Genomic DNA, 25,742 nt, shown 5'->3' on the forward strand with positions numbered 1-25,742 from the left:
TGGTTGCCCGGGCGCACACGGGCAGCCAAAACCAAATTCTCAGGCCCTTCTGGCCGTCGCCAACAGCCCCGCCACCAGAATAAACAGCGAACCGAAGATGCGGTTCAGCAACCGCATTTGGCGCGGGGTCTTCAGCCAGCCGGCAATGCGCGTGGCCAGCGTGGCGTAACCGATCATCACCAGGATATCCACCGCCACCGTGGTGGCGCCGAGCACCAGATACTGCTCGGCCTGCGGCTGATTGGGCAGGATGAACTGCGGGAACAGCGCGGCCAGGAACACGATGCTTTTCGGGTTGGTCAGGTTGACCAACACCGCGCGGCGGAACAAACGGCGGCGCGGCATGCTGCCCGCCAGCGCGTGCAGATCCAGCGCCCCGGCGGCGCGCCACTGCTGGATGCCGAGCCACACCAGATAGGCGGCGCCCAGCCACTTCAGCAGTTCGAACGCCAGCAGCGATTGGGAAACCAGCGCGCCGAGGCCAATGCCGACCAGCACGATATGCAGGCTCAGCCCGAGCTGCAGGCCGGCTATCGACGCCGCCGCGCCGCGATAGCCGTGGCTGATGCCGGTGCTCATGGTGTTGATGGCGCCTGAGCCGGGGACAGGCTGAGAATGAGGGTTGTCAGCAGATAGGTTAACCACCAGTCCAAGGTCATCGCACAGCTCCCTGAAAGCGTCGTTTTGTGCCACAATGCGCCGTTATGGCGCCATTTTTGTCAGAATTGAATCACCATACGCTAGTATTATTTCTTGTGCCAGCGGTCACATTTTGCCGCCGGCCACTCAGGGAAAAGGCTCTCGATGACCTCGTTCACTCTCAGCACCGATGACTGGTTAACGCGTGAAACGCAGTTCGCTGCCTTCGCCACCGGGCCGCTGCTGGCTTTTTGGCGGCAGCGCGAAGAGGGCGAGTTCAGCGGGGTGGACGGCGTGCCGATCCGCTTCGTGCGTTTCACTTCGACGCGCCACCGGCGGGTGGTGGTGATCAGCCCCGGCCGCATCGAAAGCTACGTGAAATACCCCGAGGTGGCCTACGATCTGTTCCATTGCGGCTACGACGTGATGATCGTCGATCACCGCGGCCAGGGGCGTTCGGGCCGTTTACTGGCAGATACGCACCGCGGTCATGTGGTAAACTTTGCCGACTACGTTGACGATTTCGAGCAGTTCTATCAGCGCGAAGTGGCGCCGCGCGGCTATCGGCAGCGTTATGCGCTGGCGCATTCGATGGGCGGCGCGATCCTGGCGCAGTTCCTGCTGCGGCAGCCGCAGGCGTTCGACGCGGCGGCGTTTTGCGCGCCGATGTTCGGCATCTATTTGCCGATGCCGGGCTGGATGGCCAAGCGCATTCTGGATTGGGCGGAGAAACGCCCGTTGATGCGAGATTACTATGCGGTGGGAACCGGCCAGTGGCGGCCGCTGCCCTACGTGGTCAACGTACTGACCCACAGCCGCGAGCGCTATCGCCGCTGTCTGCGTTATTACGCCGATTACCCCGAGCTGCAGGTGGGCGGGCCGACCTACCACTGGGTGCGGGAAAGCATTCGGGCCGGGCGGGAGATCGTCGCTCAGGCCGCCGACATCAACACGCCGCTGTTATTATTGCAGGCCGGTGAGGAACGGGTGGTCGACAACCGTTCGCATCAGGCTTTTTGTCAGGCACTGTCAGACGCGGGGCATCCCTGTGAAGGGGGAAAACCGCGGGTTATCGAAGGCGCACGCCATGAGATCCTGTTCGAGCGGGACGCGATGCGCGCCGAAGCACTGAACGCAATCCTGCGCTTCTTTGCTCAACACTTAGGTGGTAACCCTACCGCCGACAACTCCATCAGAGGTTAGAACATAACGCTATGTATCACGTCGTCGCTTCCGATTTAGATGGCACGCTGCTGTCTCCCGACCACACTCTGTCGCCGTACGCCAAAGCAACGTTGAAGCTGCTGACCCAGCGCGACGTGCACTTCGTTTTCGCCACCGGCCGCCACCATATCGACGTTTCGCAGATCCGCGACAACCTGGAGATCAGCGCCTTCATGATCACCTCCAACGGCGCCCGGGTGCACAACACCGCCGGCGAGCTGATCTTCAGCCACAACCTCGACGCGGACATCGCCCGCGACCTGTACGGCATGATGCACGACGATGCGGACATCACCACCAACGTCTACCGCAACGACGACTGGTTCATCAACCGTGAAAGCCCCGAGCAGAAAGAGTTTTTCCAGGAATCCGTCTTCCAGTACCGGCTGTTCGAGCCGGGCCTGCTGGAAACCGACGGCGTCTGCAAGGTGTACTTCACCTGCGACGACCACGAAAAGCTGCTGCCGCTGGAAGACGCCATCAACGCGCGCTGGGGCGACCGGGTCAACGTCAGCTTCTCGTTCCCGACCTGTCTGGAAGTGATGGCCGGCGGGGTGTCGAAGGGGCATGCGCTGGAAGAAGTGGCCAAGATCATCGGCTATACGCTGAAAGAGTGCATCGCCTTCGGCGACGGCATGAACGATCTGGAAATGCTGTCGATGGCCGGCAAGGGCTGCATCATGCGCGACGCCCACCAGCGCCTGAAGGACAAGCTGCCGAACCTGGAAGTGATCGGCTCCAACGTCGACGACGCGGTGCCGCACTACCTGCGCAAGATGTTCCTGGGTTGATTTGAATAGGGCGCCTTTGGCGCCCTGCATTAATGTAGTACATGAAGCTTTACCAGCAGACAAAACCGCCATCGACGACCAGATCAACACCGGTACAGAACGACGCGGCATCACTGGCGAGGAAGAGTGCCGGGCCAGCCATCTCTTCCACTTTTGCCATTCGCTGAATCGGCGTCTGGTTTTCAAATTCACGGGTCTGATGGACCATCTCAGGGCGTGTGTTCATAGGCGTGGCGGTGTATCCCGGGCTGATGGAATTGACGCGGATCCCTTTGCTGACCCACTCCATTGCAAGGCTTTTGGATAGGTGAATAACACCCGCTTTGGAGCAGTTATAATGCGCCTGCTCGAGACCGCGATTAACAATAAGGCCGGACATGGAGGCGATATTAATAATCGAGCCTCCACCTGACTCCTGCATCAGTTCGGCTTCCGCTTTACAGGAGTTCCACACGCCAGTGAGGTTAATATCGATAACCCGCTGCCATTGTTCAGTTTCCATCTCAAGCGCCGGATTGGCATTGGCAATGCCGGCTGCGTTAACGGCGATATCGAGTCGACCGAAGCGGCTTTTGGCCAAGGCGACGCCAGCACGCAGATCGCTGAGCTGACGCACATCCCCGGTATAAAAGCAGGCCTGCCCGCCAATCGCCTCGATATTTTTAACGGTTTCAGTAAGGCCACCGTCTTCGCGTAGATCAAAGCAGACTACCCGAGCCCCTGCGCTGGCGAGCCCGTAAGCAATCATCTGACCGATGCCGCTGCCTGCACCGGTCACAAAGGCCACGCGGTCCTGCAGGTTAAATAGCCGCTGAGCAAAATGTTTTGTGATCATAACCATCACTCTCTGAATTAGTATCCCGTGGCACAGTGCGCTGTAAACCGACGGGAAGGGATGCCCCGATTACGTTAACGCCATCCGGGTTACGATTCTGATTTTGTCGTCCCTGACGGGCATTACGACATAATCAGGCCACCGTCGATGTTGATGGTTTGCCCGGTAAGATAGCGTGCATCGTCTGAAGCGAGAAAGGCCACCAACCCGGCGACATCCTCTGGTTTACCGGCGCGCTTCATCGGAATGCCTTCGACCCATTCAGCCATCAGTTCACCTTTGCCATAGCGTTTTTGTTCGGTGCTCAGGGCTTCACCCCACACACGATCGTTGTAATCCCACATATCGCTTTCGATAATGCCTGGGCAGAAGGCGTTGACGGTGATATTCCACGGCGCCAGTTCGTGGGCCAGGCTTTGCGTAATACCGATCACGCCCATTTTGCTGGCAGCGTAATGCGGGGTGTAGATAAAGCCCTGACGACCCTGACCTGACGACGTATTAATCAGGCTACCGTGATTTTGCTTCACCATGTATTTGGCAGCTTCACGACAGCAGAGCCAGACGCCGGTGGTGTTAACCGCCAACACTTTCTCAAAGTCGGCTTTCGGCATGCGATCGTAATAATCGATGGTGATGACGCCCGCGTTCTGGATCGAGACATCGATAGTGCCGAAACGGGTTGCGGCTTGTTCGTACAGCGATTGCACCTGCGCTTCATCAGTGACATCCACCTGCAATGACAGGATCTCGGTCTGGTGACTCCGGGACAAGGTTTCTGCCGTTTCGTGAACGCGCTCGGCGTTGGAGACCATCACCAGATTGGCACCATCGCGAGCAAAGCGCTCAGCAATACCCGCACCGATCCCGCGGCATGCACCGGTGATAACGACCGTTTTGTTATGGAAATTTCTTTGCATGTTTTTTCCCTTTTATATGCCGGACGCAAACGCGTGCGGCGGGGTAATGAAAGCCTATTAACTGGCAACCTGAGCTGCGGCATGTTTTTCCTCATGGCGACGCATCAGGATGACTTTGTTCTGTAATTTCTGTTGGAATTGGTCGACGACGACGGCGGTGACAATGACCACGCCCTTAATGACCATTTGCCAGAAGTCGCTGACACCCATCATCACCATGCCGTCAGCAAGGAAGACGATGACGAAAGCCCCAATAATTGAACCCGTCACCCGCCCACGCCCACCCGCCAGCGCGGTTCCGCCCAGCACGGTGGCTCCGATGGCGTCCATTTCGAACATATTGCCGGTCATTGGGTGGGCCGTTTGCAGCTGTGAAGCGACGATCAGGCCAACAAATGCGGAGCACAGGCCAGAGAAGGCGTAAACGAATACTTTTGCTTTAACGATGGGGACGCCTGCCAGGCGAGCAGCGGATTCGTTACCACCAATAGCGTAGATATAGCGACCAAGTGGTGTTTTTGTCGTCAGCCAGTAGCCCAGCAGCAGGAACCCGATCATCAGCCAGATAGGCAGATAAATACCCATCAGCGTACCGGAACCCAGCGTGGCGAAACCGGTATTGCCCAGGGCTTCTATACCGTTGAGGTTGGGATAGGTGCTGCCGTCATTGAACAGCAAGGCAGAACCCCTGGCGACATACATCATGCCCAGCGTGCAGATAAAGGGTGCCACGCCGAAACGGGTGATCACGGCACCGTTGATAAAGCCGACGACGATGCCGAAGATGGCCACGCACAGAATAACTTCAGGGACGTTGAAGAAGATGACGTTGCCGTTCCATAAGGGCAGACCGTTGGTCAATAATGCCCCTGCGACCATTCCGCAGATCCCGGCGACGGCACCGACAGAAAGGTCAATCCCGCCAGTCAGGATAACCAGCGTCATGCCGATGGCCAGCAGGCCGGTGATGGCCACGTGCTGAGTCATAATCAGCAGGTTAGATGTGGTCAGGAAATTCGGTACCATCACGCTGAAGAACGCGATAACCAGCAGCAGAGCGATGAAAGTTCTGGCCTTCAACAGGTACATATAAATCATATATTTCTGGTTCATGATGGATTCCAGCCTGATTAATCTTGAGGTGTTGAAGCCGCGATTAATTTTTCGCGGGTAACCGCATGACGCGGTAAATCGGCGGTAATACGGCCATCGGCCATCACCAAAATTCGATCCGCCAGCGCCATGACTTCATCGAGTTCCGATGAAGAGAACATCACTGCCAGACCCTGTTGGGCCATTTTGCCAATCAGGTGATAAACGTCAGTTTTGGCGCCGACGTCGATGCCGCGAGTGGGTTCATCGAGAAAAACAACCTTTGGTTGTGTCATCAGGGCTTTGCCTAACACCACTTTTTGTTGATTGCCACCGCTTAAGGACGTAATCGGCAGTTCAGGGTCGCTGACTTTGATAGCGAGCTCGCGAATCATCTCTTTGACGCTGGCGTGTTCTTTTTGCGTGTTCAGCCATTTCCAAGCCTGGCGAAAACCTTTCAGGCTAAAATCCGATAAGGTCATATTCGATTGAATCGACATAATTTGCACCACGCCTTCGCCCTGTCGGTCTTCGGGAACTAACGCCAGGCCTTTTTTAAGGCGGGTTTGAAACTGGGCTTTGCCAATATTCTCGCCACCAAGATGGACGCTGCCATTCTGGCAGGGCATCAGGCCTATCAGGCCTTTAAACAGCTCCGTGCGCCCGGCACCCAGCAGGCCGTAAATACCAATCACTTCCCCTTTACTCAGCGTGAAGCTCACATCGTTGAGCCTATATCCGCCGCTGTGGTGCAGCGCCGTCAAACCTTCAACGGCCAGTACCGCTTCGCCCTTTTGCGCGGGCTGATAGTCGAAATGTTTTTTCTTATCGCCAACCATTTGTTCGATAATCCAGGGAATGCTGGTATCACTGACATTGCGTTCACTGATAAAGCGCCCATCGCGGAAAATGGTAATGTGGTCGCCAATTTCCATTAGCTCTTCCAGACGATGGGAAATATAAATAATGGTGATGCCGCGACGTTTAAGTTGCTCAATAACGTTAAACAAAATTTTGACTTCCGACTGGCTCAGTGCAGAAGTAGGTTCATCCATGATTAATACGCGAGTATCCTTTGAAAGCGCACGTGCAATTTCGACCAGCTGCTGGTGGCCGATACCTAACTCGCCAAGCTGAGTATAGGGATCGACATTGAGCTCGAGTCTTTCCAATAGTTTTTTTGCTAACTCATATTGATATTTTTCGTTGATCTTCCCTTTCTGAAAGAATTCGTTAGCCATAAATATGTTATCCATGATGTTCATGTTCGGGAATAAATTCAATTCCTGAAAAATGATGCTTATCCCCTTCTTTTCGGCCTGGTGAGTCGAACTGAGGATAACCGGGGTGCCATCAAGAATAATTTGACCGGAGGACGGTGTTTCAACGCCAGCAAGCATTTTCATCATGGTGGATTTACCCGCACCATTCTCTCCGATCAGAACGTTTACTTTATTTCGATAGACCCGATAGTTCACGTTATCCAAGGCCACGACCCCTGGATAGATGCGCGACAACTCACGGGTTTCGATAATAACTTCAGATTCGACTGGTTGGGGAGTGACGAGTTCTTGCTGTTGCATGTTATTTCCCTCCCAAACTGACAATTTTCGCTGGCGTAATATCAGGAATGGCTTGCGGAATATCCCAAGCCGAGAATACGCCATACACTTGCGTAACTTCGCCCGTTTTAATTTGTGCCGCTTGAATCATTTTTACCGCATGCTCGTTAATGGCCTGGCCATATTCGCCAAACAGAACCTGGTCGTTAAAGTCTTGATAACTGGTACCCTGGTAGGCGTCGCGTAAGAGCGTACCGCGCAGCGTTGGGCCAATTTGCACCACAACATTGCTGCCGCCGGTATCCTGAATCGTCATTTTTCCGCTACGGGAAGCAGAGTCAATATGGGTGATATTGCCCTCAACCTTGACGTAAAAAACGCACGGACTCTCATCCTGAGCGCGGTAGCCCAATGTTTTGCATGCGCTATCAATATCTTTCGCCGCGCGGAAGGCGGCCATTAGCTCGGCAACGGAACGGGCCTGAGAAACGACCTGTGGAACCACTTTGTCTTGCCACGTCTGATCGATATTCGCCATATGCGGATTGGGCGGGGATTTAAGATCGGCCAGCTCTTGCTCAGAGACAATGCGACAGCCTCCAAGCGCAAGAACGGCCAGTGCCAGCCAGGTTTTTTTATACATAAACTCTCCTATACGCCCCCGAAGAGGCGCAACAACCCGAACTCAGGATTTGATATTGAAGTCCTGAACTTTGTCTGCATTGTCTTTGGTGATCAGAATGCCGCGGAACATAACGCGTTGTTTCGCTGGTTTTTCACCTTTTTGCAGGTAGTTATCGAGGTCGGTAACACCCTGAGCGGCAATAGCCTGAGCCTGGAGCATCACTGTGGCCTGCAGGGTTCCGGCTTTAACGGCATCGCGTTCATCGTTGCTGCCATCAATACCAACAACTACAACATCGGTGCGATTCGCTGCTTTCAGCGCGGCAATAACGCCCAGAGCGACAGGGCCGTTGCCGCAAATCACGCCTTTCACATCAGGATGCGCCTGCAAAATGCTGTCCATAATGCGTTTGCCGTCGATTAACGTTCCTTTGGCATCTTGTTTCGCGACGCTGATCATATCCGGATATTGGTCGATGACCTGATGGAAAGATTTAGAGCGGGTAACACAGTTTTTATCTGCCAGGTTACAGGTCAGTTCGGCATATTTTCCTTTTTCCGTCATCTTCTCAACAAATACGTTGGCAACTTCAGAACCGGCCTGAAAGTTATTATGGGTAATTTGTTCAAGAGCGATGTCATCAACGGGAATTTCCCTGTTAATCAAGATCACGGGAATGCCTGCTTTCTTCGCCTTCTCAATTGCCGCTACGCTGGCGGTTGAGTCGGCATTATCAAGAATAATCCCCTGAACTTTTTTACCGATGGCGGTATCAATCAGCTCATTCTGTTTTTTTACATCTTCACCATGTGACAGGATTGTGGTTCGGTACCCCAGTTCTTTTGCTTTATCGCTGGCGCCTTTGGCTTCAGAAGCGTAATACGGATTATCCAGCGAATTTACCATGATCATTATGGTACCTTTTTCCACGGCCTGAGCAGTAAAAGAAAAAGCGGTCAGGGCAGCGACAGTTAAAAGCGTTAAACGTAATTTCATGACAATGTTCTCTCTTGGTTGTTATTGTCGGGTACGGTGAAACAACGTATGACCTGAATATCAAGTTTATGGGCGAGGAGCTCCTTTGGTTGATGATTAAGGTTCGTCGCGCACGAAGATTCCCTGGTGGGCGTCAGGTGGACGATGCCGGTTTCCATAATGTTCTGTTCACCGCATGGCGCCACTCCTGCCATCTTTTTTGCAGGCGCTGGTGGCGGACCATGTCGGGGATAAATTCACTGTGTTCGGTTAAAAAGCCCTTCAGGTCGCTAATCGATCCTGGAGTGAGGGCTTTGCGGGCGAGCAGGGCGGCACCAATCGCCGAAAGTTCGGCAACATCGCTGCGCATCACCGGGCAACCCAGCAGGTCAGCCTGATACTGCATTAACCAGTCGTTTTTCGTCGGCCCACCGTCGACCATTAATGCCGTTAAGTGAAAATCATCCTGCTGGCGCATGGCGACAACCACATCGGCGATTTGATAGGTAATTGACTCCAGTGCCGCACGGATCAGATGCGCACGTTTGACACCTCGGCTCAGGCCGCAAATAACGCCGCGGGCGCTGTCATCCCACCAGGGAGCGCCAAGGCCGGTTAACGCGGGCACAAAATAGACGCTCAATGTAGATCCCACGGAGGCGGGCAGGGTGTTGAGTTCATGAGCCAGTTCGGCATCGGAAAGTTCGCTTAAGCCCGTGCTGTCCGCCATCCACGAAACGGCATCACCGGTATGTGGGATATTGCCCTCCAGCCCATAGGTGATGCGATCGCCATCGTGCCAGGCAATGGTGGTGGCCAGTGCGTCAATATCGCATTTTGCCGATTGCACCGGTGCCATCACCGAGGAGCCTGTCCCGTAGGTGGCTTTAACGCAGCCTAATTCCCGAGGGCGTGACCAAACAGCGCGGCATGGGAATCCCCCACCATCGCCATCACCGGAATACCATCCGGGATCGCGTTTAGCCCGCGGGTATAACCAAATAGTCCACAGGAAGGTTTAATATCCGGCAGCGCAGCGCGAGGGATCTGGAATAGCGCCAGCATCTCGTTGTCCCATTGCCCGGTTTGCAGGTTCAGCAACTGGGTGCGTGCGGCATTAGAGTGATCGCAATAGAATGCCTTGCCCTGGGTTAAATTCCACAGCAGCCAGCTATCAATGGTGCCGAGGCAAATTTCACCGCGTTCTGCGAGCCGGTGGCCTTCAGGAACAGACCCCAGCAACCAGCGCATTTTTGAGGCAGAGAACAGGGGAGCAATTGGCAGTCCGGTGGTGGCTTTAATTTGCGCTTCTTTGTTCTCGCGACGCAGTTCATCGCAAAAAGCGGCACTGCGGGTACATTGCCAAGAGATGGCGGCGTTAATCGGTTTACCGCTCTGGCGATACCAGCCAATGGCGGTCTCGCGCTGGTTGCTGATAGCTAATGCGGCAACGTTTTCAGCGCCAACGTGTTCGACTGCTTTTGCGATAACGTCAAGGGAGGCTTCGACCAATAGCTCGCCCGACTGTTCGACCCAGCCGTCGCGCGGCGTTTGAATTGCCAGCGGTTGAGAGAATTTCACCACAATGTGGCCGCAGCTATCGAGTACGACGGCTTTGGCGTTAGTGGTGCCTTCGTCCAGTGCAATGATGAACTCTTTACGTGTTGCCTGCATTAGGTCGTCTCCTGAGTCACACTTTGTCCTGGCGCGGAGGGGGAAGGGGAGGTGTTCCTCTTTCTCGCATTGCTGCCTGGCAGGCCATGATGTGACAATTCATTTTCACTTATTTAATCACTGAATATATATTCGATAGTGATTATTTATTTAACACCTTAGCCAGAAACTTCACGTCGGGCTACAGGAAAAGTCATCAATTGTGCTGGCAATCACACTTATCCGATCGATGAAGTTTACGGATGTTGGTGAAAAAGAGTGAAGGAGGTCGTGACTATCTGATTGAAATACATTTGTTTTTATTCCTTTACGCTCGGGGTGAAGCGTAAAGGTTTTTAGAAAGTGTTTGGCTGGGGAGAGTTAACTGGCGACAAGCAGGCGCGCGGTTGGGTAATCCGTGATTAAAACATCGATGTAACCACCCGATAGCGCGCCTTTGATAGCGGCGACCTTATCGGCGCCACCGGCAAGGGCAACCACATTAGGGCACTTTTTCACTTTCTCCAGCGCCATGCCGATAACAGGATCTTCATCATCGCGCAACACAGCCTGGCCGTTTTTATCGTAGTAGTGCAGACAAATGTCGCCGACCGCTCCGCGTTCCGCCAACACCTGAAGCATATCTTCGTGGTAGTAGTTTCCTGACGTTTTGAGCAGTTGCGAGGGTTCGAGGATGCCAATACCGACGATGGCAATATCGACTTCATCGAAGCGAGCAATCACATTGGCGACATCTTTACTGGCAACGAGACGATTCTTTTCCTCCGTCGAACCTTCAATGCTTTGGGAAGGCAGCAGCCAGGCTTCACAGTTCAGATGTTGCGCCAGGGTTTGGGTGAGTATGGTTGCCTGCACGTTACCGTTAGGCCCCACACCGCCCAGCAGTTGAATAACGCCGTTAGCCTTCAGATTCTGGGCGTGAACCTCATCAACCATGGCGCGGATTGTTGAGCTCCACGAAGAGACGCCAATCAGATCTTTCGGCCGTAAGCGAGTTTCCAGATAGTGGGCGGCGGCGGAACCGATGGCGCGCTTAATGGTGTGATCACTGGCGTCCTCTTCGGTATCCACCACGATGGCCTGTTTAATTCCGTAGCGATCTTCCAGGCCTTTTTCAAGATTCAGGAAAATATTCGATGGCTGAACAACGCTAATTTTGACCACGCCTTCCTTTTGGCAACGCGTAATCGCGCGGGAGATAAATGACTGAGAAAGCGAGAGAAGTTGAGCAATATCGGACTGCTTTCGTCCTTCAAGATAGTAGAGCGTGGCAATCTTAATCAATAGCCGTTGTTCATCCTGCCTAGCCATATATTTCCCCGAAAATCATTTACGTGCAGCCATTATGTTAGAGCCATTTATCATACGCGAAAAGAACAGACATTTAAGTGTGATGGATATCTAACTTTCGCCAATACTCCAAATCAGCTATGGACAAAAACAGAGCAGCGATTGCATAATTGAATAAAGAGTCATTAGTGAATATATATTCATTGATGCTTTCAGGTCAACTGAAAAAGTATCCAGGCGCAGATAGGCTTGGTGGTAAGGAGGCTGAATGTTCCTGAGTATGATGCAGCGGCGGAAGCCTTGCGATGCCTTTTCTGGGGATGTCTGGTTTTTTAGTCCCTGTTGGAATAAATATTCCGATTTGAAAATAAATTCAGAGGTATTAAATGAATCCCTATAGCTATGATGTCCAGGCACTTGAGCGTAAAGCTCGCGCGATACGTCGCCACATCGTCAGATTGAATGCCAACAGCCCTGCCGGTGGGCATACCGGAGCCGACCTTTCTCAGGTTGAACTGATCACCGCACTCTACTTTCGCATTCTGAATGTTGCGCCGGATCGTATCGCTGACGACCAGCGCGACATCTACATCCAGTCCAAAGGCCATGCGGTGGGCTGCTACTACTGCGTGCTGGCCGAAGCGGGTTTCTTCCCCGTTGACTGGCTGGAGACTTATCAGCATGCAAACTCTCATCTTCCTGGCCACCCGGTACGGCAGAAAACCCCGGGTATCGAACTCAACACCGGAGCGCTGGGCCACGGTTTGCCTGTTGCTGTGGGGTTGGCGCTGGCTGCGAAAAAAAGCAATAGCGCCCGCCGTATCTTTCTAATTACCGGCGATGGCGAACTGACAGAAGGCAGTAACTGGGAAGCTGCGTTGGCTGCGGCGCACTACGGGCTAGATAACCTCGTCATCATAAATGACAAGAACAACCTCCAGTTGGCAGGGCCGACCCACGAAATTATGAACACCGATCCGCTGGCCGATAAATGGAAAGCCTTCGGTATGAGGGTAACCGAGTGTCGGGGAAATGACATGGCGTCGGTGGTTGCGACGTTGGAAGGGCTGAAACAGGAAGGTAAACCCAACGTTATTATCGCCAACACCACGAAAGGTGCCGGTATTTCCTTTATCCAGGGGCGCCCGGAATGGCATCACCGGGTACCGAAAGGCGAAGAAATTGCACTGGCACTGGAGGAACTGAAAGATGAGTAATGCAGAACACCTGGCGAGCGTAATGGTTCAAGCGTTTATTGATGCAGTTGAAAGCGGTGTTGATCTGGTGCCGGTGGTGGCTGACTCAACGTCGACGGCAAAAATTGCCCCCTTCATTAAACAATTCCCAGGCCGCTTGGTTAACGTAGGGATCGCCGAGCAAAGCATGGTCGGAACGGCTGCCGGTCTGGCGTTGGGCGGGAAAGTGGCGGTGACCTGTAACGCCGCGCCCTTCCTCATCTCCCGCGCCAATGAGCAAATTAAAGTGGACGTTTGTTACAACAATACCAACGTCAAACTGTTCGGTCTCAACGCAGGGGCCAGCTATGGCCCGCTGGCGAGTACCCACCATGCGATCGATGATCTGGCGGTGATGCGCGGCTTCGGCAATATTCAGATTTTTGCGCCCTCTTCACCGCGAGAATGTCGGCAGATTATCGATTATGCCATTGGCTATCAGGGGCCGGTTTATATTCGCCTGGATGGCAAGGCGCTGCCGGAGTTGTATGATGAAAGCTATCAGTTTGTGCCGGGGGCGGTGGTGACGCTGCGCGAAGGTGAAGACATTGCGCTGGTAGCAACCGGATCGACGGTACATGAAGTTGTCGATGCTGCGCAAAGGCTTGTCGACGTGGGGATTCAGGCCAAAGTGGTCAGCGTCCCTTCAATTCGTCCTTGCGATACCGCAGCGTTGCTGGTGGCGTTGAAGTCCTGCAAAGCGGTGATAACGGTTGAAGAACATAACGTCAATGGCGGGTTGGGAAGCCTGGTTGCGGAAGTGCTGGCCGAAGCGAGTGTCGGCATTCCGCTTAGGCGTCTGGGTATTCCCGATGGCGAATATGCGGCGGCGGCCGATCGCAGCTGGCTGCGTCAGCACCACGGTTTTGACGCGGTGTCTATTGCTGCGCTGGCGCAGAAGATGCGTTAGCAGTGGGTGAATCGGGGCGCCCTGCGGCGCCCTTGTCGTTACTTGTGCTGGCCCTGCTTTTGCAGGAACTGCACGCCCTTGTCAGGGAAGTCGGTGAACACGCCGTCGACGCCCGCCTGGTTGTAAATCACGTCATACAGCTGATTCACGTCGGTGACGTATTTCGGCAGCGCATCGGCGCGGATGGTGAACGGGTGCACCGCCAGCTTGCTGGCATGCGCCTCTTTCACCATATCGGTCAGCACGACGTGGCCCGGCTTGGATTGGTCCGCCGCCACCAGCATGTGGTAGTCCGGCCCGATGCCGTCGGCGTATGCCGCGATTTTCTTCATCGCGCCCGGCTTGAACATCCAGTCATAGTCGTATTCCACCCACTTGCCGTCGGCCTTCTGCTCGTAGGTTTCCTGCCAGTCGTTATAGGCGATCAATTGGATCAGCTTCAGATCCATGCCCATTTTCGGTTCCAGCTCGGTTTTGATGCGCTTCAGTTCGTTGGCGTCGAAGCACTGCAGGTAGACATTGTCGCCCTTGCCGGTATAGCCGTACTGTTTCAGCACCGCCAGCACCTTGCTGGAGATATCCTTGCCTTCCTGCTTATGGAACCACGGCGCCTTGATTTCCGGATAGATGCCGATGTTCTTGCCGGTCGAGTGGTTCAGGCCCTGCACGAACTCGATCTCTTCCTGGAAGGTGTGCACGCGGAAGTCGGATTTGCCCATCGGGAAGCGGCCAGGGTAGCCCTGCACCTTCTTGCCGTTTTCAATCTCGAAGCCTTCGGTGAACTTCAGCGATTTGATTTCCGCCAGCGTAAAGTCGATGGCGTAGTAGCGGCCATCCTTGCGCGCGCGGTCCGGGAAGCGTTCGGCCACGTCGGTCACGCGATCGAGATAGTGATCGTGCAGCACCACCAGCTCGTTATCCTTGGTCATCACCAGATCCTGCTCGAGGAAGTCGGCACCCTGCGCGTAGGCCATCGCCTTCGCCGGCAGGCTGTGTTCCGGCAGGTAGCCGCTGGCGCCGCGGTGGGCGATCACCACCTTGTCATCGGCGGCATGGGCGGCGCCGGCCATTGAGGTGGCGAGGATAATCCCTGTCAGCAGGGCTTTAACTTGAGTCCGCATTCTGTGGTTCTCCATGTTGTTGGGGGCAGGGTAGTAAAAAGGCCGCAGTGCGGCCTTTTTACCCGTCGCCTTTCAAGTTGCAGCGTTGTTACCTGCGCTCACTCATCCCCAGTTACTTACTAAAGTAAGCGCCTGGGGATGAGTGAGCTGGCCGCCTAGCTGCAACTCGAAATTCATAGGGTAAAGATGATGCGATAGTGCTTAGCCGCGTTTGCCGGCGGCGATTTCCGCGTGGTGTTTCTTCTCGCTCAGCATGGTCAGCAACAGCAGCAGTACTGCGCCGACGCTGCCGCCGATCATCACCATAAAGCCGCCGTCCCAACCGAAGTAGTCCACGGTGTAGCCGACGATGGCGCTGGCGGCGACCGAGCCGCCCAGGTAACCGAACAGGCCGGTAAAGCCCGCGGCGGTGCCGGCGGCTTTCTTCGGCGCCAGCTCCAGCGCGTGCAGGCCGATCAGCATCACCGGACCGTAAATCAGGAAGCCGATGGTGATCATGCAGGCCATGTCGATGCCGGGGTTGCCGACCGGGTTGAGCCAGTAAACGACGGTGGCGATGGTCACCAGGGTCATGAAGAACACGCCGGTGGCGCCGCGGTTGCCCTTGAACACTTTATCCGACATCCAGCCGCACAGCAGGGTGCCCGGGATACCGGCGTATTCGTACAGGAAGTAAGCCCAGGAGGACTTGTCCAGCGCGAAGTGCTTCACTTCTTTCAGGTAGGTCGGCGACCAGTCGAGGATGCCGTAACGCAGCAGGTAAACGAACACGTTGGCGACCGCGATGTACCACAGCAGCTTGTTCGGCAGGATGTACTGCATGAAGATCTGCTTGGCGGTCAGCTCTTCTTCGGCTTTCTCGCTGTAGTCGTCCGGATAGTCGTTCTTGTACTCTTCAATCGGCGGCAGGCCGCAGGACTGCGGAGTATCGCGCATCAGGCCGAAGGCGATCAGGGCCACCAGAATGGCGCCGAAGGCCGGCATGTACAGCGCCGCGTGCCAGTCGTTGAACCAGGCCATGCCCAGCAGGAACAGCAGCGGCGGCAGGCCGCCACCCACGTTGTGGGCGCAGTTCCACACCGAAACGATGCTGCCGCGTTCTTTCTGCGACCACCAGTGCACCATGGTGCGGCCGCACGGCGGCCAACCCATGCCCTGGAACCAGCCGCACAGGAACAGCAGCACGAACATCACCGCGATGCTGGAGGTGGCCCATGGCACGAAGCCCATGAACAGCATCACCGCCGCGGCGAGGATCAGGCCGGCGGGCAGGAATACCCGCGGGTTGGAGCGGTCGGAGACCGATCCCATGATGAATTTGGAAAAACCGTAGGCGATGGAAATGCCCGACAGCGCGAAACCGAGGTCGCCGCGGCTGAAACCCTGATCGATCAGGTACGGCATTGCCAGGGTGAAGTTCTTGCGCACCAGATAGTAGGCGGCATAACCGAAGAAGATCCCCATAAAAATTTGCCAGCGCAATTTACGGTAGAGCGGGTCGACCTTGTCGACCGGCACACGGGAAATGTGTGCTGCCGGCTTAAAAATACTCAACATGAGCGCCTCCGATGGCTTTATCTGTTATCACATCAATATGACCTTTTACGTTCATTTGATGATTGAGCGGATATCGAATGTGGTGTTTTTTTGTTCCATAACGAGCGCCATCCTAGTCAAATACGCCTGGTGTCGCTGTGATGAATGGCGCAAATGTTACACTTTTATGAAACTACGGCGGATTTTGAGCGATTCGTTAACGTTATGAAATAGAAAAAGGGCCAAAAATCGTGACAATGATCACATTCATGGTTTTTTGTGGACATTTTTCTTTCGTTTAAGGTTCGTTATTGTTCCTTATCAAACAAAACCCTCAGTAACCGTGGCCCAATAGGCAGCATCACCACGGATCCTGGGGGAGCGTTATGAGCAGCCATTCGGCGGACGACGAAACGGATGTGATCATCATCGGCGGCGGCGCGACCGGCGCCGGCATTGCGCGCGACTGCGCGCGCCGGGGGCTGCGCTGCATCCTGCTGGAGCGCCACGATATCGCCACCGGCGCCACCGGCCGCAATCATGGCCTGCTGCACAGCGGCGCGCGCTATGCGGTCACCGACGGCGAGTCGGCGCGTGAATGCATCGAAGAAAATCGCATCCTGAAACGCATCGCCCACCATTGCATCGAAGCGACAGAGGGGCTGTTCATCACCCTGCCGCAGGATCCGCTGGACTATCAGCAGCCGTTTATCGCCGCCTGCCGCGCGGCGGGCATCGACGCCGAGGCGATCGATCCGCAGCTGGCCCTGCGCCTGGAGCCGGCGGCCAATCCGGCGCTGATCGGCGCGGTGCGCGTGCCGGACGGCACCGTCGATCCGTTCCGCCTGACCGCCGCCAACATGCTGGACGCCCGTGAGCACGGCGCGCGGATCCTCACCTATCATCAGGTGGTCGGTTTGTTGCGCGCGGGCGATCGCGTGACCGGCGTGCGCGTTTTCGACCATCAAAACCGGAGAAGGTACGATTTGCACGCCGCCATGGTGGTCAACGCGGCGGGCATTTGGGGCCAGCAGATTGCCGAATACGCCGATCTGCGGGTGCGCATGTTCCCGGCCAAGGGGGCGTTGCTGATCCTCGGCCATCGCATCAACAACCGGGTGATCAACCGCTGCCGCAAACCGGCGGACGCCGACATTCTGGTGCCGGGCGACACCATCTCGCTGATTGGCACCACCTCCACCCATATCGACTACGACCAGATCGACAACATGCAGGTGACGCCGCAGGAGGTGGACATCCTGATCCGCGAGGGTGCGCTGCTGGCGCCCGAGCTGGCGCAGACCCGCATTCTGCGCGCCTATGCCGGCGTACGGCCGCTGGTGGCCAGCGACGACGACCCGAACGGGCGCAACGTCAGCCGCGGCATCGTGCTGCTCGACCACGCCGAACGCGACGGGCTGGAGGGGTTTATCACCATTACCGGCGGCAAGCTGATGACCTATCGGCTGATGGCGCAGTGGGCCACCGACAAGCTGTGTGAAAAATTGGGCCTGAACAGCCCCTGCACCACCGCGCAGGCGGCGCTGCCCGGTTCGCGTCAGACGGCGGAAGAAACGGCGCGCCGCGTGGTTTCTCTGCCCGCCAGCATTCGCGGTTCGGCGGTATATCGCCACGGCGATCTCGCCAGCCAGGTGCCGGCCGGCGATCGGCTCGACAACGGCCTGGTGTGCGAATGCGAAGCGGTGACCGTCGGTGAGGTGCGCTATGCGGTCAATTCGCTGACCGTCAACAACCTGGTTGATCTGCGCCGGCGCACCCGGGTCGGCATGGGCCCCTGCCAGGGGGAGCTGTGCGCCTGCCGCGCCGCCGGTCTGCTGACGCGTTTCAGGGTCAGCACGCCGCAGCAATCTCTCGATCAGCTGTCGCATTTCCTCAACGAACGCTGGAAAGGCGTGCGGCCGATCGCCTGGGGCGATGCGCTGCGCGAAAGTGAATTCACCCGTTGGGTTTATCAGGGCCTGTGCGGGCTCGACGCCCGCGGCGACCAGGAGCAGGAGGCGGATGATGCGCTATGACGTGGTGGTGATTGGCGGCGGCCTGGCTGGCCTGAGCTGCGCGATAGCGGTGGCCGAACGGGGCAAGCGTTGCGCGGTGGTCAGCGCCGGCCAGAGCGCGCTCTATTTTTCGTCCGGCTCGCTGGATTTGCTGGCGCAGTTGCCCGACGGTAGCGCGGTTGGCGCACCGCTGGCGGCGCTGCCCGAACTGGCGCGCCAGGCGCCGCGGCATCCCTACGCGCTGATCGGCGCCGAGCGCGTGGCGGCCTTGTCGGCCGAGGCGCAGCGGCTGCTGCAACGCTGCGGCCTCAACCTGCAGGGCGACGGCGAACGCAACCATCTGCGGGTGACGCCGCTCGGCACGCGCCGCGCCACCTGGCTCAGCCCGCAGGCGGTGCCGACGCTGCCGCTGGCCGGCGCGCTGCCGTGGCGGCGCATCGCGGCGATCGGCATCGAAGGCTTCCTCGATTTTCAGCCGCAGTTGGCCGCCAGTTCTCTGGCGCGTGAGCTGGGCGTGCAGGCCGAGGTGGCTGAGCTGCACCTGCCGGCGCTGGACCGGCTGCGCAACAACCCCAGCGAGTTCCGCGCGGTGAATATCGCCCGGGTGCTGGATCTGGCGGAGAACCTGGCGCCGATGGCCGCTGAGCTGCAACGGCTGGCGGGCGAGGCCGAAGCGATATTCCTGCCGGCCTGCCTGGGGCTGGAGGACGATGCGCCGCTGGCGGCGCTGCAGGCGGCGGTCGGCAAACCGATCCGCCTGCTGCCGACGCTGCCGCCTTCGGTGCCCGGCATGCGCCTGCACCAGGCGCTGCGTCGGCGTTTTCAGCAGCTGGGCGGGGTGTTTATGCCGGGCGACAGCGTGCTGCGGGCGGAAATCGCCGGCGGCCGCGTCGCCGGTCTGTATACCCGCAACCATGGCGACATTCCGCTGAACGCGCAGCAGGTGGTGCTGGCCAGCGGCAGCTTCTTCAGCAACGGGCTGACGGCGAGGTTCGACGGCGTGCGCGAGCCGGTGTTTGGGCTGGATGTCGACAGCCGGGCGGAGCGCGCCGACTGGAGCCACCCCGACCTGTTCGCCCCGCAGCCTTACCTGCAGTTCGGCGTGCGCACCGACGGCCGCCTGCGCGCGCTGCGGCAAGGGGAGGCGTTTGACAACCTGTACGCCATCGGCGCGGTGACCGGCGGCTACGATCCGCTGCAGCAGGGCTGCGGCGCCGGGGTGTCATTGATCGGCGCGCTGTACGTCGCCCGGCAGATAGCCGCAGAGGAAAACGCATGAGCCTGCATAAAGACCACAGCTTCGAGAGCTGCATCAAGTGCACCGTCTGCACCACCTATTGCCCGGTAGCCAGAGTGAACCCCCTGTACCCGGGGCCGAAGCAGGCGGGGCCGGACGGCGAACGCCTGCGGCTGAAGGATCCGGCGCTGTACGACGAGGCGCTGAAGTATTGCACCAACTGCAAGCGCTGCGAGGTCGCCTGCCCGTCCGAGGTTAAAATCGGCGACATCATTCAACGCGCGCGCGCCGACTACGCCCAGAGCAAGCCCACGCTGCGCGACGCCATCCTCAGCCATACCGACATAATGGGGACGCTGTCGACGCCGTTTGCGCCGGTGGTCAACGCCGCCACCGGCCTGAAGCCGGTGCGCGCCTTGCTGGATAAGGCGCTGAAAATCGATCACCGCCGCGCGCTGCCGAAGTATTCGTTCGGCACCTTCCGCCGCTGGTATCGCCAGCAGGCGCAGGCCCAGCAGCGCTATGCCGAGCAGGTGGCGTTTTTCCACGGCTGCTTCGTCAATTACAACCATCCGCAGCTGGGCAAGGATTTGATTCGGGTGTTCAACGCGCTGGATATCGGCGTGCAGCTGCTGAAGCGCGAGAAATGCTGCGGCGTGCCCCTGATCGCCAACGGCTTTATCGCACAGGCCAAAAAGCAGGCCAGGGTCAACGCCGGATCCCTGAGTCACGCCGTGCTGGAACGCGGCATCCCGGTGGTGGCCACCTCGTCGAGCTGCACCTTTACCCTGCGCGACGAGTATCCGCATCTGCTGGAGGTGGACACCTCGGCGGTGCGCGATCGGGTGGAGCTGGCGACGCGCTATCTTTATCGGCTGATCAACCAGGGGCGCAGCCTGCCGCTAAAGCGCACGCCGCTGCGCGTGGCCTATCATACGCCTTGCCATATGGAGAAAATGGGCTGGACCGCCTACACGCTGGAACTGCTGCGACAGATACCGGGGCTGGAGCTGGTGGCGCTGGATCCGCAGTGCTGCGGCATCGCCGGCACCTACGGCTTCAAAACGGAGAATTACGCCACCTCACAGGGCATCGGCGCCGCGCTGTTCCGGCAGATTGAAGAGAGCGGGGCGGATTTGGTGGTGACCGACTGCGAGACCTGCAAATGGCAGATTGAAATGTCGACCGGCAAGCGCTGCGAACATCCGATCGCCCTGCTGGCGCAGGCGTTGGCGTAGGGCGCAGCGAGCTGCGCCCCCGGTGGCTTACTTGCCCAGCTTCAGGGTGCTGATGATGCCTTCGGCTTCGCTCTGCGCCTGCTGCTGGTTGTCCGCCGGCAGCGTCACCTGAATGGTCAACATGTTGTTGTCCAGGGTGCCGATCAGGATCGACGAGTAGGCTTTCTCGCCGCCGCTGGTGATGATGCTGTCCAGCTGACGCAGCGGCACGCCGTTGACGTCGATGGCTTTGTTGGTGATCACCTGCAGGTTGGCGTCACGCGCGCGCTGGGTGTCTTCCAGGCGCTTGGCCAGGGTTTCCAGGCTGTCGGCGGTCTTGTCGCCGAGGATCACGATCACCGCGCGCTGGCCGGTGCTGTCCGCATAAACGTGCATGTTGTTCGCCTGGTTGCCCAGCTTGCCGCTCTGATCCGCCATGCCGGCCGGCAGGGTAAACGCCAGCTTGCCGTCGAGCAGGCTGACCTGTTGCCCGGCCGAGGCGCTGGCCGCCGCGCCGTCCGCCGGCGCCTTGGTGTCGCCGTCGCAGGCCGCCAGGCCAAGCACCAGCAGGCTGATACCCATCAATTTTGCTACTTTACGCATCGGGCTTCCTTCTTCCTTTCCGGTAGGATTTCACTGCCGTATCGCAACCTATTCCAGGTTGAAATGCAAGGCAGATGTTGTCACAAGGTTTTTTCAAGTAATAGCCGATAATCAGCCACTTCGCCTTTATTTTCCAGTCGAACAATCTGATAGTGATTGACGATCAGCATCATCAGCATGGCGCGGAACCGATTGCGGGTTTTTACCCTCAGTTGCCGGTAGCCCTGCGCCCGCGCCCAGCGCTCCTGTTCGGTCAGCAGCGCCTGCGCCACGCCGTGGCGGCGAAACGCCGGCAGCACGCCGCCCAGCCAGCTGTAAAATGCCCCTTCCCGCAGTTGATAGCCCAGTTTGAAACCGGCCGGCCGGCCGTCGATCTCGGCGATCAGCAGGCTGGCGGGCGCGGAGCCGATGCGCTGCCGCAGGTCGGCCAGGCTGTGCAGGCCGCCGAATTCGGGAATGCAGCGGTACAGACGGTGGATTTCTTCGAGGGTGGCGTTGCGGGTGGTCAAGCTCATCGGCGGCCTCCGAAAGGGTGCGGGCCGCCAATGATAGCACGGCTTAGCCCGGCTGCAGGCCGCCGGCGCGCGCCGCGATGCGCTTGAGCAGCATGTTCAGCAACACGCCGTACATCGGCAGGAAGAACAACATGCAGATCAGCACTTTGAAGCTGTAATCCACCAGGGCGATCTCCACCCAGTTGTTGGCCATAAAGGCGTCGCTGCTCTTGTAGAAGGCGATGAAGAAGAACGACAGCGTATCGCTGATGTTGCCGAGGAACATCGCCGCCGCGGGCGCCACCCACCAGGCGCTGCGCTGGCGCAGGCGGTTGAAGACGTGCACATCGAGGATCTGGCCGAGCACGTAGGCCATAAAGCTGGCGATGGCGATGCGCGCCACAAACAGGTTAAAGCTGCCCAGCGCGGCGAAGCCCTGCCACTCTCCCTGGTAGGTGACGGTGGAAATCACGTAGGAAATGAACAGCGCCGGCACCATGACGGACAAAATGATGCGTCGCGCCAGCGGCGCGCCGAAAATGCGCACCGTCAGATCGGTCGCCAGAAAGATAAACGGGAAGGTGAAGGCGCCCCAGGTGGTATGGAAGCCGAAAACGGTGATCGGCAGCTGCACCAGATAGTTGCTGGAGGTAATGATGGCGATATGGAACAACGATAGCCAGACCAACGCGGTGAAGCGCTGCTGAGCGGTAAACGAATACATGATGTAGCCTTTTTGGTCGTGGGGTGAGGGAACCCAGTAATTCTTGTCAGAGCAGCCGAATTGACTGCGCGGCGGCATGATACGCGTTTGCGCAACCAATGCAACGGTTAAATTTGGAGCAAACGTTAACGCATCTTGCGCAGAAAAACTACCGGCGTAAACTAGGCGCTAATGAGATGCGGCGAGCGTTCGCCGATCGTTTTTTTCGAGAAAATTGCATGACTGACTTATTTGCCCAGGCAGACCAGACGCTCGACGCGCTGGGGCTGCGCTGCCCTGAACCGGTGATGATGGTGCGTAAAACCGTGCGCCACATGGATAACGGCGAAACGCTGCTGATTATCGCCGACGATCCGGCCACTACCCGCGATATCCCGGGGTTCTGCCGCTTTATGGAGCATACGCTGGTGGCGCAGGACACCGAGCAGGCGCCTTACCGTTATCTGTTGCGCAAGGGCGTATAGCCGCTGAAATGGATACCAGGGGCAAATCCTTCACCCCTGGCATGCCGTTGCCTAGCTGCGTTTTTTCAACAGGCGCAGCGCGTTGGCGGTCACCAGCGCGGTGGCGCCGGAATCCGCCAGCACCGCCAGCCACAGGCCGGTCAACCCCATCAGGCTGGTTACCAGAAATACCCCCTTCAGCCCCAGCGCGATGGTGATGTTCTGCCGGATATTGGCGTGGGTGGCGCGCGAGATGCGGATCATCTCCGCCACGCCCAGCAGCCGGTTGTGGGTCAGGGCCGCGTCTGCGGTTTCCAGCGCCACGTCGGTGCCGCTGCCCATGGCGATGCCGATGCTCGAGGCTTTCATCGCCGGAGCGTCGTTGATGCCGTCGCCGATCATCGCCGTCGGCCGCAGCTCGCTCAGCTCGGTGATCGCCTTTACCTTGTCTTCCGGCAGCAGGCCGGCGCGATAATCCAGGCCCAGCTCACTGGCGATCGCCGCCGCCGCGCGCGGGTTGTCGCCGGTCAGCATTACGCCGCGGATCCCCAGCGCGTTCAGCTCGGCGATCGCCTGTTTGGCGTCGCTGCGCAGCGTATCGCGCAGCGCCAGCAGGCCGATTGGCGCACCGTCCTCCAGCACCACCACCGCCGTTTTACCGGCACTTTCCAGGCTGTCCACCTGGCTCTGCCATTTGCCGCCCAGCAGCCCCGGCGCCAGCTTGCCCGGCGCGCTGATCAGCAGGGTTTTGCCGTCGACCTTGCCTTCTACGCCAACCCCGGCCAGCGCGCGGCGCCCCTGCGCCAGCGGCAGGTCCGCCCCGTATTGTGCGGCGCGGTTGATGATCGCCTGCGCCAGCGGATGGTGGGAGCCGGCCTCAACCGCCGCGGCGAGCGTCAACAACCGCCGTTCGTCGATGTCGCCGATTGGCAGCACGTCGGTCACCGTCGGTTTGCCTTCCGTCAGGGTACCGGTTTTATCGAAGGCGATGGTTTGCACCTGGCCGAGTTGTTCCAGCGCCGCGCCGCCTTTAATCAACGCGCCGCGCCGCGTCGCCGCCGCCAGCCCGGAGGTAATGGCCGCCGGGGTAGAGATCACCAGCGCGCACGGGCAGCCGATCAGCAGCAGGGTCAGGCCGCGATAGATCCAGGTATCCCACGGCTGCGAAAACAGCAGCGGCGGCACCAGGATCACCGCCACCGCCAGCAGCATGATGGCCGGGGTGTAGTAGCGGCTGAAACGGTCGAGAAAACGCTCGATCGGCGCGCGGCGCTCTTCGGCCTCTTCGATCAGCTGCAGAATGCGGTCGATGGCGTTCTTGCCGGGTTCGGACATCACCTTCATCTGCGCCACCTGATCGACGGACAGGCTGCCGGCGGCCACTTTCTCGCCCTGTTGGCGCTCAACCGGCAGCGATTCGCCGGTGAGGGCGCTTTCGTCGAAGCTGGCGAACGGGTTGAGCAGCTCGGCATCGGCCGGCAAACGGCCGCCGGGAGCGATTTCAATCACGTCGCCGGGGCGCAGAGCGGCGACCGGTACGCGCTTGCGCGTGGTCCCCTGCAGCAGCAGCGCATCTTCCGGCACCAGCGCCATCAGCGCGGTCACGCCGCGTCTGGCCCGGTTGGCGGCGTAGGATTCCAGCAGCTCGCCGACCATAAACAGCAGCAGCACCATCGCCGCCTCGGCGGTGGCGCCGATAAACAGCGCGCCGATGGCGGCTACGCTCATCAGGGTTTCAATGGCGAACGGGGTACCTGAGCGGATCAGACGCAGCGCCTTGGTGGCGACCGGCGCCAGGCCCACCAGGGTGGTGGCGATAAAGGCGATGCGGCCCAGCTCCGGGTTAACGCGATCCAGCACCCAGCTGACGATCATGAGCGTAGTCAGCAGCAGCAGCGGGCCGAATTCACCGAAACGCGCAGCCTGCGGCGCGGTTTTGGCGGCCTGAGCGCCGAGCAGGGTGAAGCCGGCCTGTTTGACCGCATCCTGAATGCGCAGGCTGACGTCGGACCGTGCGTCCACCACCAGTTTTTCGGTGGCGAACAACACGCGCGCGCTGTCGACGCCGGGGATCGAGGTGACGGCATTCTCAATTTTCTTGGCGCAGCTGGGGCAATCCATGCCGGTGACTTTCCAGCTGAAGCGCCGGCTGCCGGAAGGAGGGGCGGCGGCCAGCCTGTCGCTTTCCTCATCCGGATCGTCAGTGTCGACGGCGCTGCAGCAGCTGGCGCCATGATCGTGCGCATGGGCCTGTTCCGCAGGTGCGGCAAGCTCTCGCTTGTCGCTGCTGCAGCCGTGCTGGGTTTTACCGTGGCTGTGATTGCAGCCGCAGCCGCCGCCTTCCGTATGGTTATGTTCTTGATGATTAGGGTTTTGATGGTTATGCATAACGTCCCCCTCCGGGCAGTTAATGAGCTTTATGGCCCGACTCTACACCCTGGAGTCAACTCCAGAGTCAAGTGCGCGATGAGAATTATTGCTAACGGGAAAAGGCATGACTTATTCAGATGCTAATAATAAGAAATTAAATCTATTTAATTTCCTTATTACCTATTTCGCCACTATGGCGAATAACCGTTA

Annotated in this window: 21 protein-coding genes and 2 pseudogenes; 8 read left to right on the forward strand and 15 right to left on the reverse strand. The window is 58.2% G+C overall.

Going from position 1 to position 25,742, the window contains the following annotated elements:
• Positions 1-39 precede the first annotated feature (39 nt).
• Positions 40-659: pseudogene (gene rhtB, locus D7I37_RS08030) on the reverse strand (homoserine/homoserine lactone efflux protein).
• A gap of 145 nt (positions 660-804) precedes the next feature.
• Between rhtB and pldB the strand changes: the two are divergent.
• Positions 805-1,842 (forward strand): lysophospholipase L2, encoded by a 1,038-nt coding sequence (gene pldB / locus D7I37_RS08035; RefSeq protein ID WP_061798813.1) that lies wholly within the window; start codon positions 805-807, stop codon positions 1,840-1,842.
• A gap of 11 nt (positions 1,843-1,853) precedes the next feature.
• Complete coding sequence (gene yigL, locus D7I37_RS08040) at positions 1,854-2,654, forward strand: sugar/pyridoxal phosphate phosphatase YigL (RefSeq protein ID WP_095095024.1); 801 nt, start codon at positions 1,854-1,856, stop codon at positions 2,652-2,654.
• A gap of 49 nt (positions 2,655-2,703) precedes the next feature.
• On the opposite strand, the gene D7I37_RS08045 is transcribed toward yigL, so the two are convergent.
• The 8 genes and pseudogenes from D7I37_RS08045 to D7I37_RS08080 form a co-directional block, all read right to left on the reverse strand.
• On the reverse strand, positions 2,704-3,489 hold the full coding sequence (locus D7I37_RS08045; RefSeq protein ID WP_095099951.1) for an SDR family oxidoreductase: 786 nt from the start codon (positions 3,487-3,489) through the stop codon (positions 2,704-2,706).
• A gap of 122 nt (positions 3,490-3,611) precedes the next feature.
• Positions 3,612-4,409 (reverse strand): SDR family oxidoreductase, encoded by a 798-nt coding sequence (locus D7I37_RS08050; protein WP_095095027.1) that lies wholly within the window; start codon positions 4,407-4,409, stop codon positions 3,612-3,614.
• A gap of 57 nt (positions 4,410-4,466) precedes the next feature.
• On the reverse strand, positions 4,467-5,522 hold the full coding sequence (locus tag D7I37_RS08055) for an ABC transporter permease (protein ID WP_095095029.1): 1,056 nt from the start codon (positions 5,520-5,522) through the stop codon (positions 4,467-4,469).
• A gap of 17 nt (positions 5,523-5,539) precedes the next feature.
• Entirely contained in the window at positions 5,540-7,084 is a 1,545-nt protein-coding gene (locus D7I37_RS08060; protein ID WP_129543523.1) for a sugar ABC transporter ATP-binding protein, read from the reverse strand.
• Position 7,085: 1 nt separating this feature from the next.
• The gene (locus D7I37_RS08065; protein ID WP_095095035.1) at positions 7,086-7,706 is read right to left on the reverse strand and encodes a DUF2291 family protein; all 621 of its coding nucleotides are present in this window, start codon (positions 7,704-7,706) and stop codon (positions 7,086-7,088) included.
• 42 nt (positions 7,707-7,748) lie between these two features.
• The gene (locus D7I37_RS08070; RefSeq protein WP_095095038.1) at positions 7,749-8,684 is read right to left on the reverse strand and encodes a D-ribose ABC transporter substrate-binding protein; all 936 of its coding nucleotides are present in this window, start codon (positions 8,682-8,684) and stop codon (positions 7,749-7,751) included.
• 133 nt (positions 8,685-8,817) lie between these two features.
• A pseudogene (locus D7I37_RS08075) lies at positions 8,818-10,337 on the reverse strand (FGGY family carbohydrate kinase).
• Between the two features lie 360 nt (positions 10,338-10,697).
• A complete protein-coding gene (locus D7I37_RS08080) occupies positions 10,698-11,648 on the reverse strand; it encodes a sugar-binding transcriptional regulator (protein ID WP_129543524.1) in 951 nt (316 codons plus the stop codon).
• Positions 11,649-12,013: 365 nt separating this feature from the next.
• Here D7I37_RS08080 and D7I37_RS08085 point away from each other — a divergent pair, with 365 nt between their 5' ends.
• Both D7I37_RS08085 and D7I37_RS08090 read left to right on the forward strand, forming a co-directional pair.
• On the forward strand, positions 12,014-12,844 hold the full coding sequence (locus D7I37_RS08085) for a transketolase (RefSeq protein WP_095095047.1): 831 nt from the start codon (positions 12,014-12,016) through the stop codon (positions 12,842-12,844).
• Entirely contained in the window at positions 12,837-13,772 is a 936-nt protein-coding gene (locus tag D7I37_RS08090; RefSeq protein ID WP_095095050.1) for a transketolase family protein, read from the forward strand. Before D7I37_RS08085 ends, D7I37_RS08090 begins: the two co-directional genes overlap by 8 nt.
• A gap of 38 nt (positions 13,773-13,810) precedes the next feature.
• On the opposite strand, the gene glpQ is transcribed toward D7I37_RS08090, so the two are convergent.
• Together glpQ and glpT are read right to left on the reverse strand one after the other, a co-directional pair.
• Positions 13,811-14,893: a glycerophosphodiester phosphodiesterase gene (gene glpQ / locus D7I37_RS08095; RefSeq protein WP_095095053.1), complete on the reverse strand. Its 1,083-nt coding sequence runs from the start codon at positions 14,891-14,893 to the stop codon at positions 13,811-13,813.
• Between the two features lie 201 nt (positions 14,894-15,094).
• The gene (gene glpT, locus D7I37_RS08100; protein WP_061798809.1) at positions 15,095-16,450 is read right to left on the reverse strand and encodes a glycerol-3-phosphate transporter; all 1,356 of its coding nucleotides are present in this window, start codon (positions 16,448-16,450) and stop codon (positions 15,095-15,097) included.
• 365 nt (positions 16,451-16,815) lie between these two features.
• Here glpT and glpA point away from each other — a divergent pair, with 365 nt between their 5' ends.
• The 3 genes from glpA to glpC are packed head-to-tail and all read left to right on the forward strand — an operon-like array spanning position 16,816 to position 20,919.
• Positions 16,816-18,465, forward strand: a complete 1,650-nt coding sequence (glpA, locus tag D7I37_RS08110) for an anaerobic glycerol-3-phosphate dehydrogenase subunit A (RefSeq protein ID WP_061798808.1) — start codon at positions 16,816-16,818, stop codon at positions 18,463-18,465.
• Positions 18,455-19,723: a glycerol-3-phosphate dehydrogenase subunit GlpB gene (gene glpB / locus D7I37_RS08115; protein WP_061798851.1), complete on the forward strand. Its 1,269-nt coding sequence runs from the start codon at positions 18,455-18,457 to the stop codon at positions 19,721-19,723. Before glpA ends, glpB begins: the two co-directional genes overlap by 11 nt.
• Positions 19,720-20,919, forward strand: a complete 1,200-nt coding sequence (glpC, locus tag D7I37_RS08120; RefSeq protein ID WP_129543525.1) for an anaerobic glycerol-3-phosphate dehydrogenase subunit GlpC — start codon at positions 19,720-19,722, stop codon at positions 20,917-20,919. The genes glpB and glpC overlap by 4 nt, the downstream gene beginning before the upstream one ends.
• Positions 20,920-20,946: 27 nt before the next feature.
• Here the strand turns inward: glpC and D7I37_RS08125 are convergent, their stop codons facing one another.
• The 3 genes from D7I37_RS08125 to D7I37_RS08135 all read right to left on the reverse strand — a co-directional run bounded on the left by D7I37_RS08125 (position 20,947) and on the right by D7I37_RS08135 (position 22,719).
• Entirely contained in the window at positions 20,947-21,501 is a 555-nt protein-coding gene (locus D7I37_RS08125; RefSeq protein ID WP_129543526.1) for a DcrB family lipoprotein, read from the reverse strand.
• A gap of 80 nt (positions 21,502-21,581) precedes the next feature.
• Complete coding sequence (locus D7I37_RS08130) at positions 21,582-22,016, reverse strand: GNAT family N-acetyltransferase (protein ID WP_095095061.1); 435 nt, start codon at positions 22,014-22,016, stop codon at positions 21,582-21,584.
• A gap of 43 nt (positions 22,017-22,059) precedes the next feature.
• On the reverse strand, positions 22,060-22,719 hold the full coding sequence (locus D7I37_RS08135; RefSeq protein WP_061798800.1) for a 7-cyano-7-deazaguanine/7-aminomethyl-7-deazaguanine transporter: 660 nt from the start codon (positions 22,717-22,719) through the stop codon (positions 22,060-22,062).
• Between the two features lie 218 nt (positions 22,720-22,937).
• On the opposite strand from D7I37_RS08135, the gene tusA reads away from it, so the two are divergent.
• Positions 22,938-23,183, forward strand: coding sequence for a sulfurtransferase TusA (tusA, locus tag D7I37_RS08140; protein ID WP_061798796.1), 246 nt, complete (start codon positions 22,938-22,940; stop codon positions 23,181-23,183).
• Positions 23,184-23,234: 51 nt separating this feature from the next.
• On the opposite strand, the gene D7I37_RS08145 is transcribed toward tusA, so the two are convergent.
• Entirely contained in the window at positions 23,235-25,550 is a 2,316-nt protein-coding gene (locus D7I37_RS08145; protein ID WP_129543527.1) for a zinc/cadmium/mercury/lead-transporting ATPase, read from the reverse strand.
• Positions 25,551-25,742 lie beyond the last annotated feature (192 nt).

The sequence above is a fragment of the Serratia sp. 1D1416 genome, from assembly GCF_003641105.1.
Taxonomy (GTDB): Bacteria; Pseudomonadota; Gammaproteobacteria; order Enterobacterales; family Enterobacteriaceae; genus Serratia; species Serratia ficaria.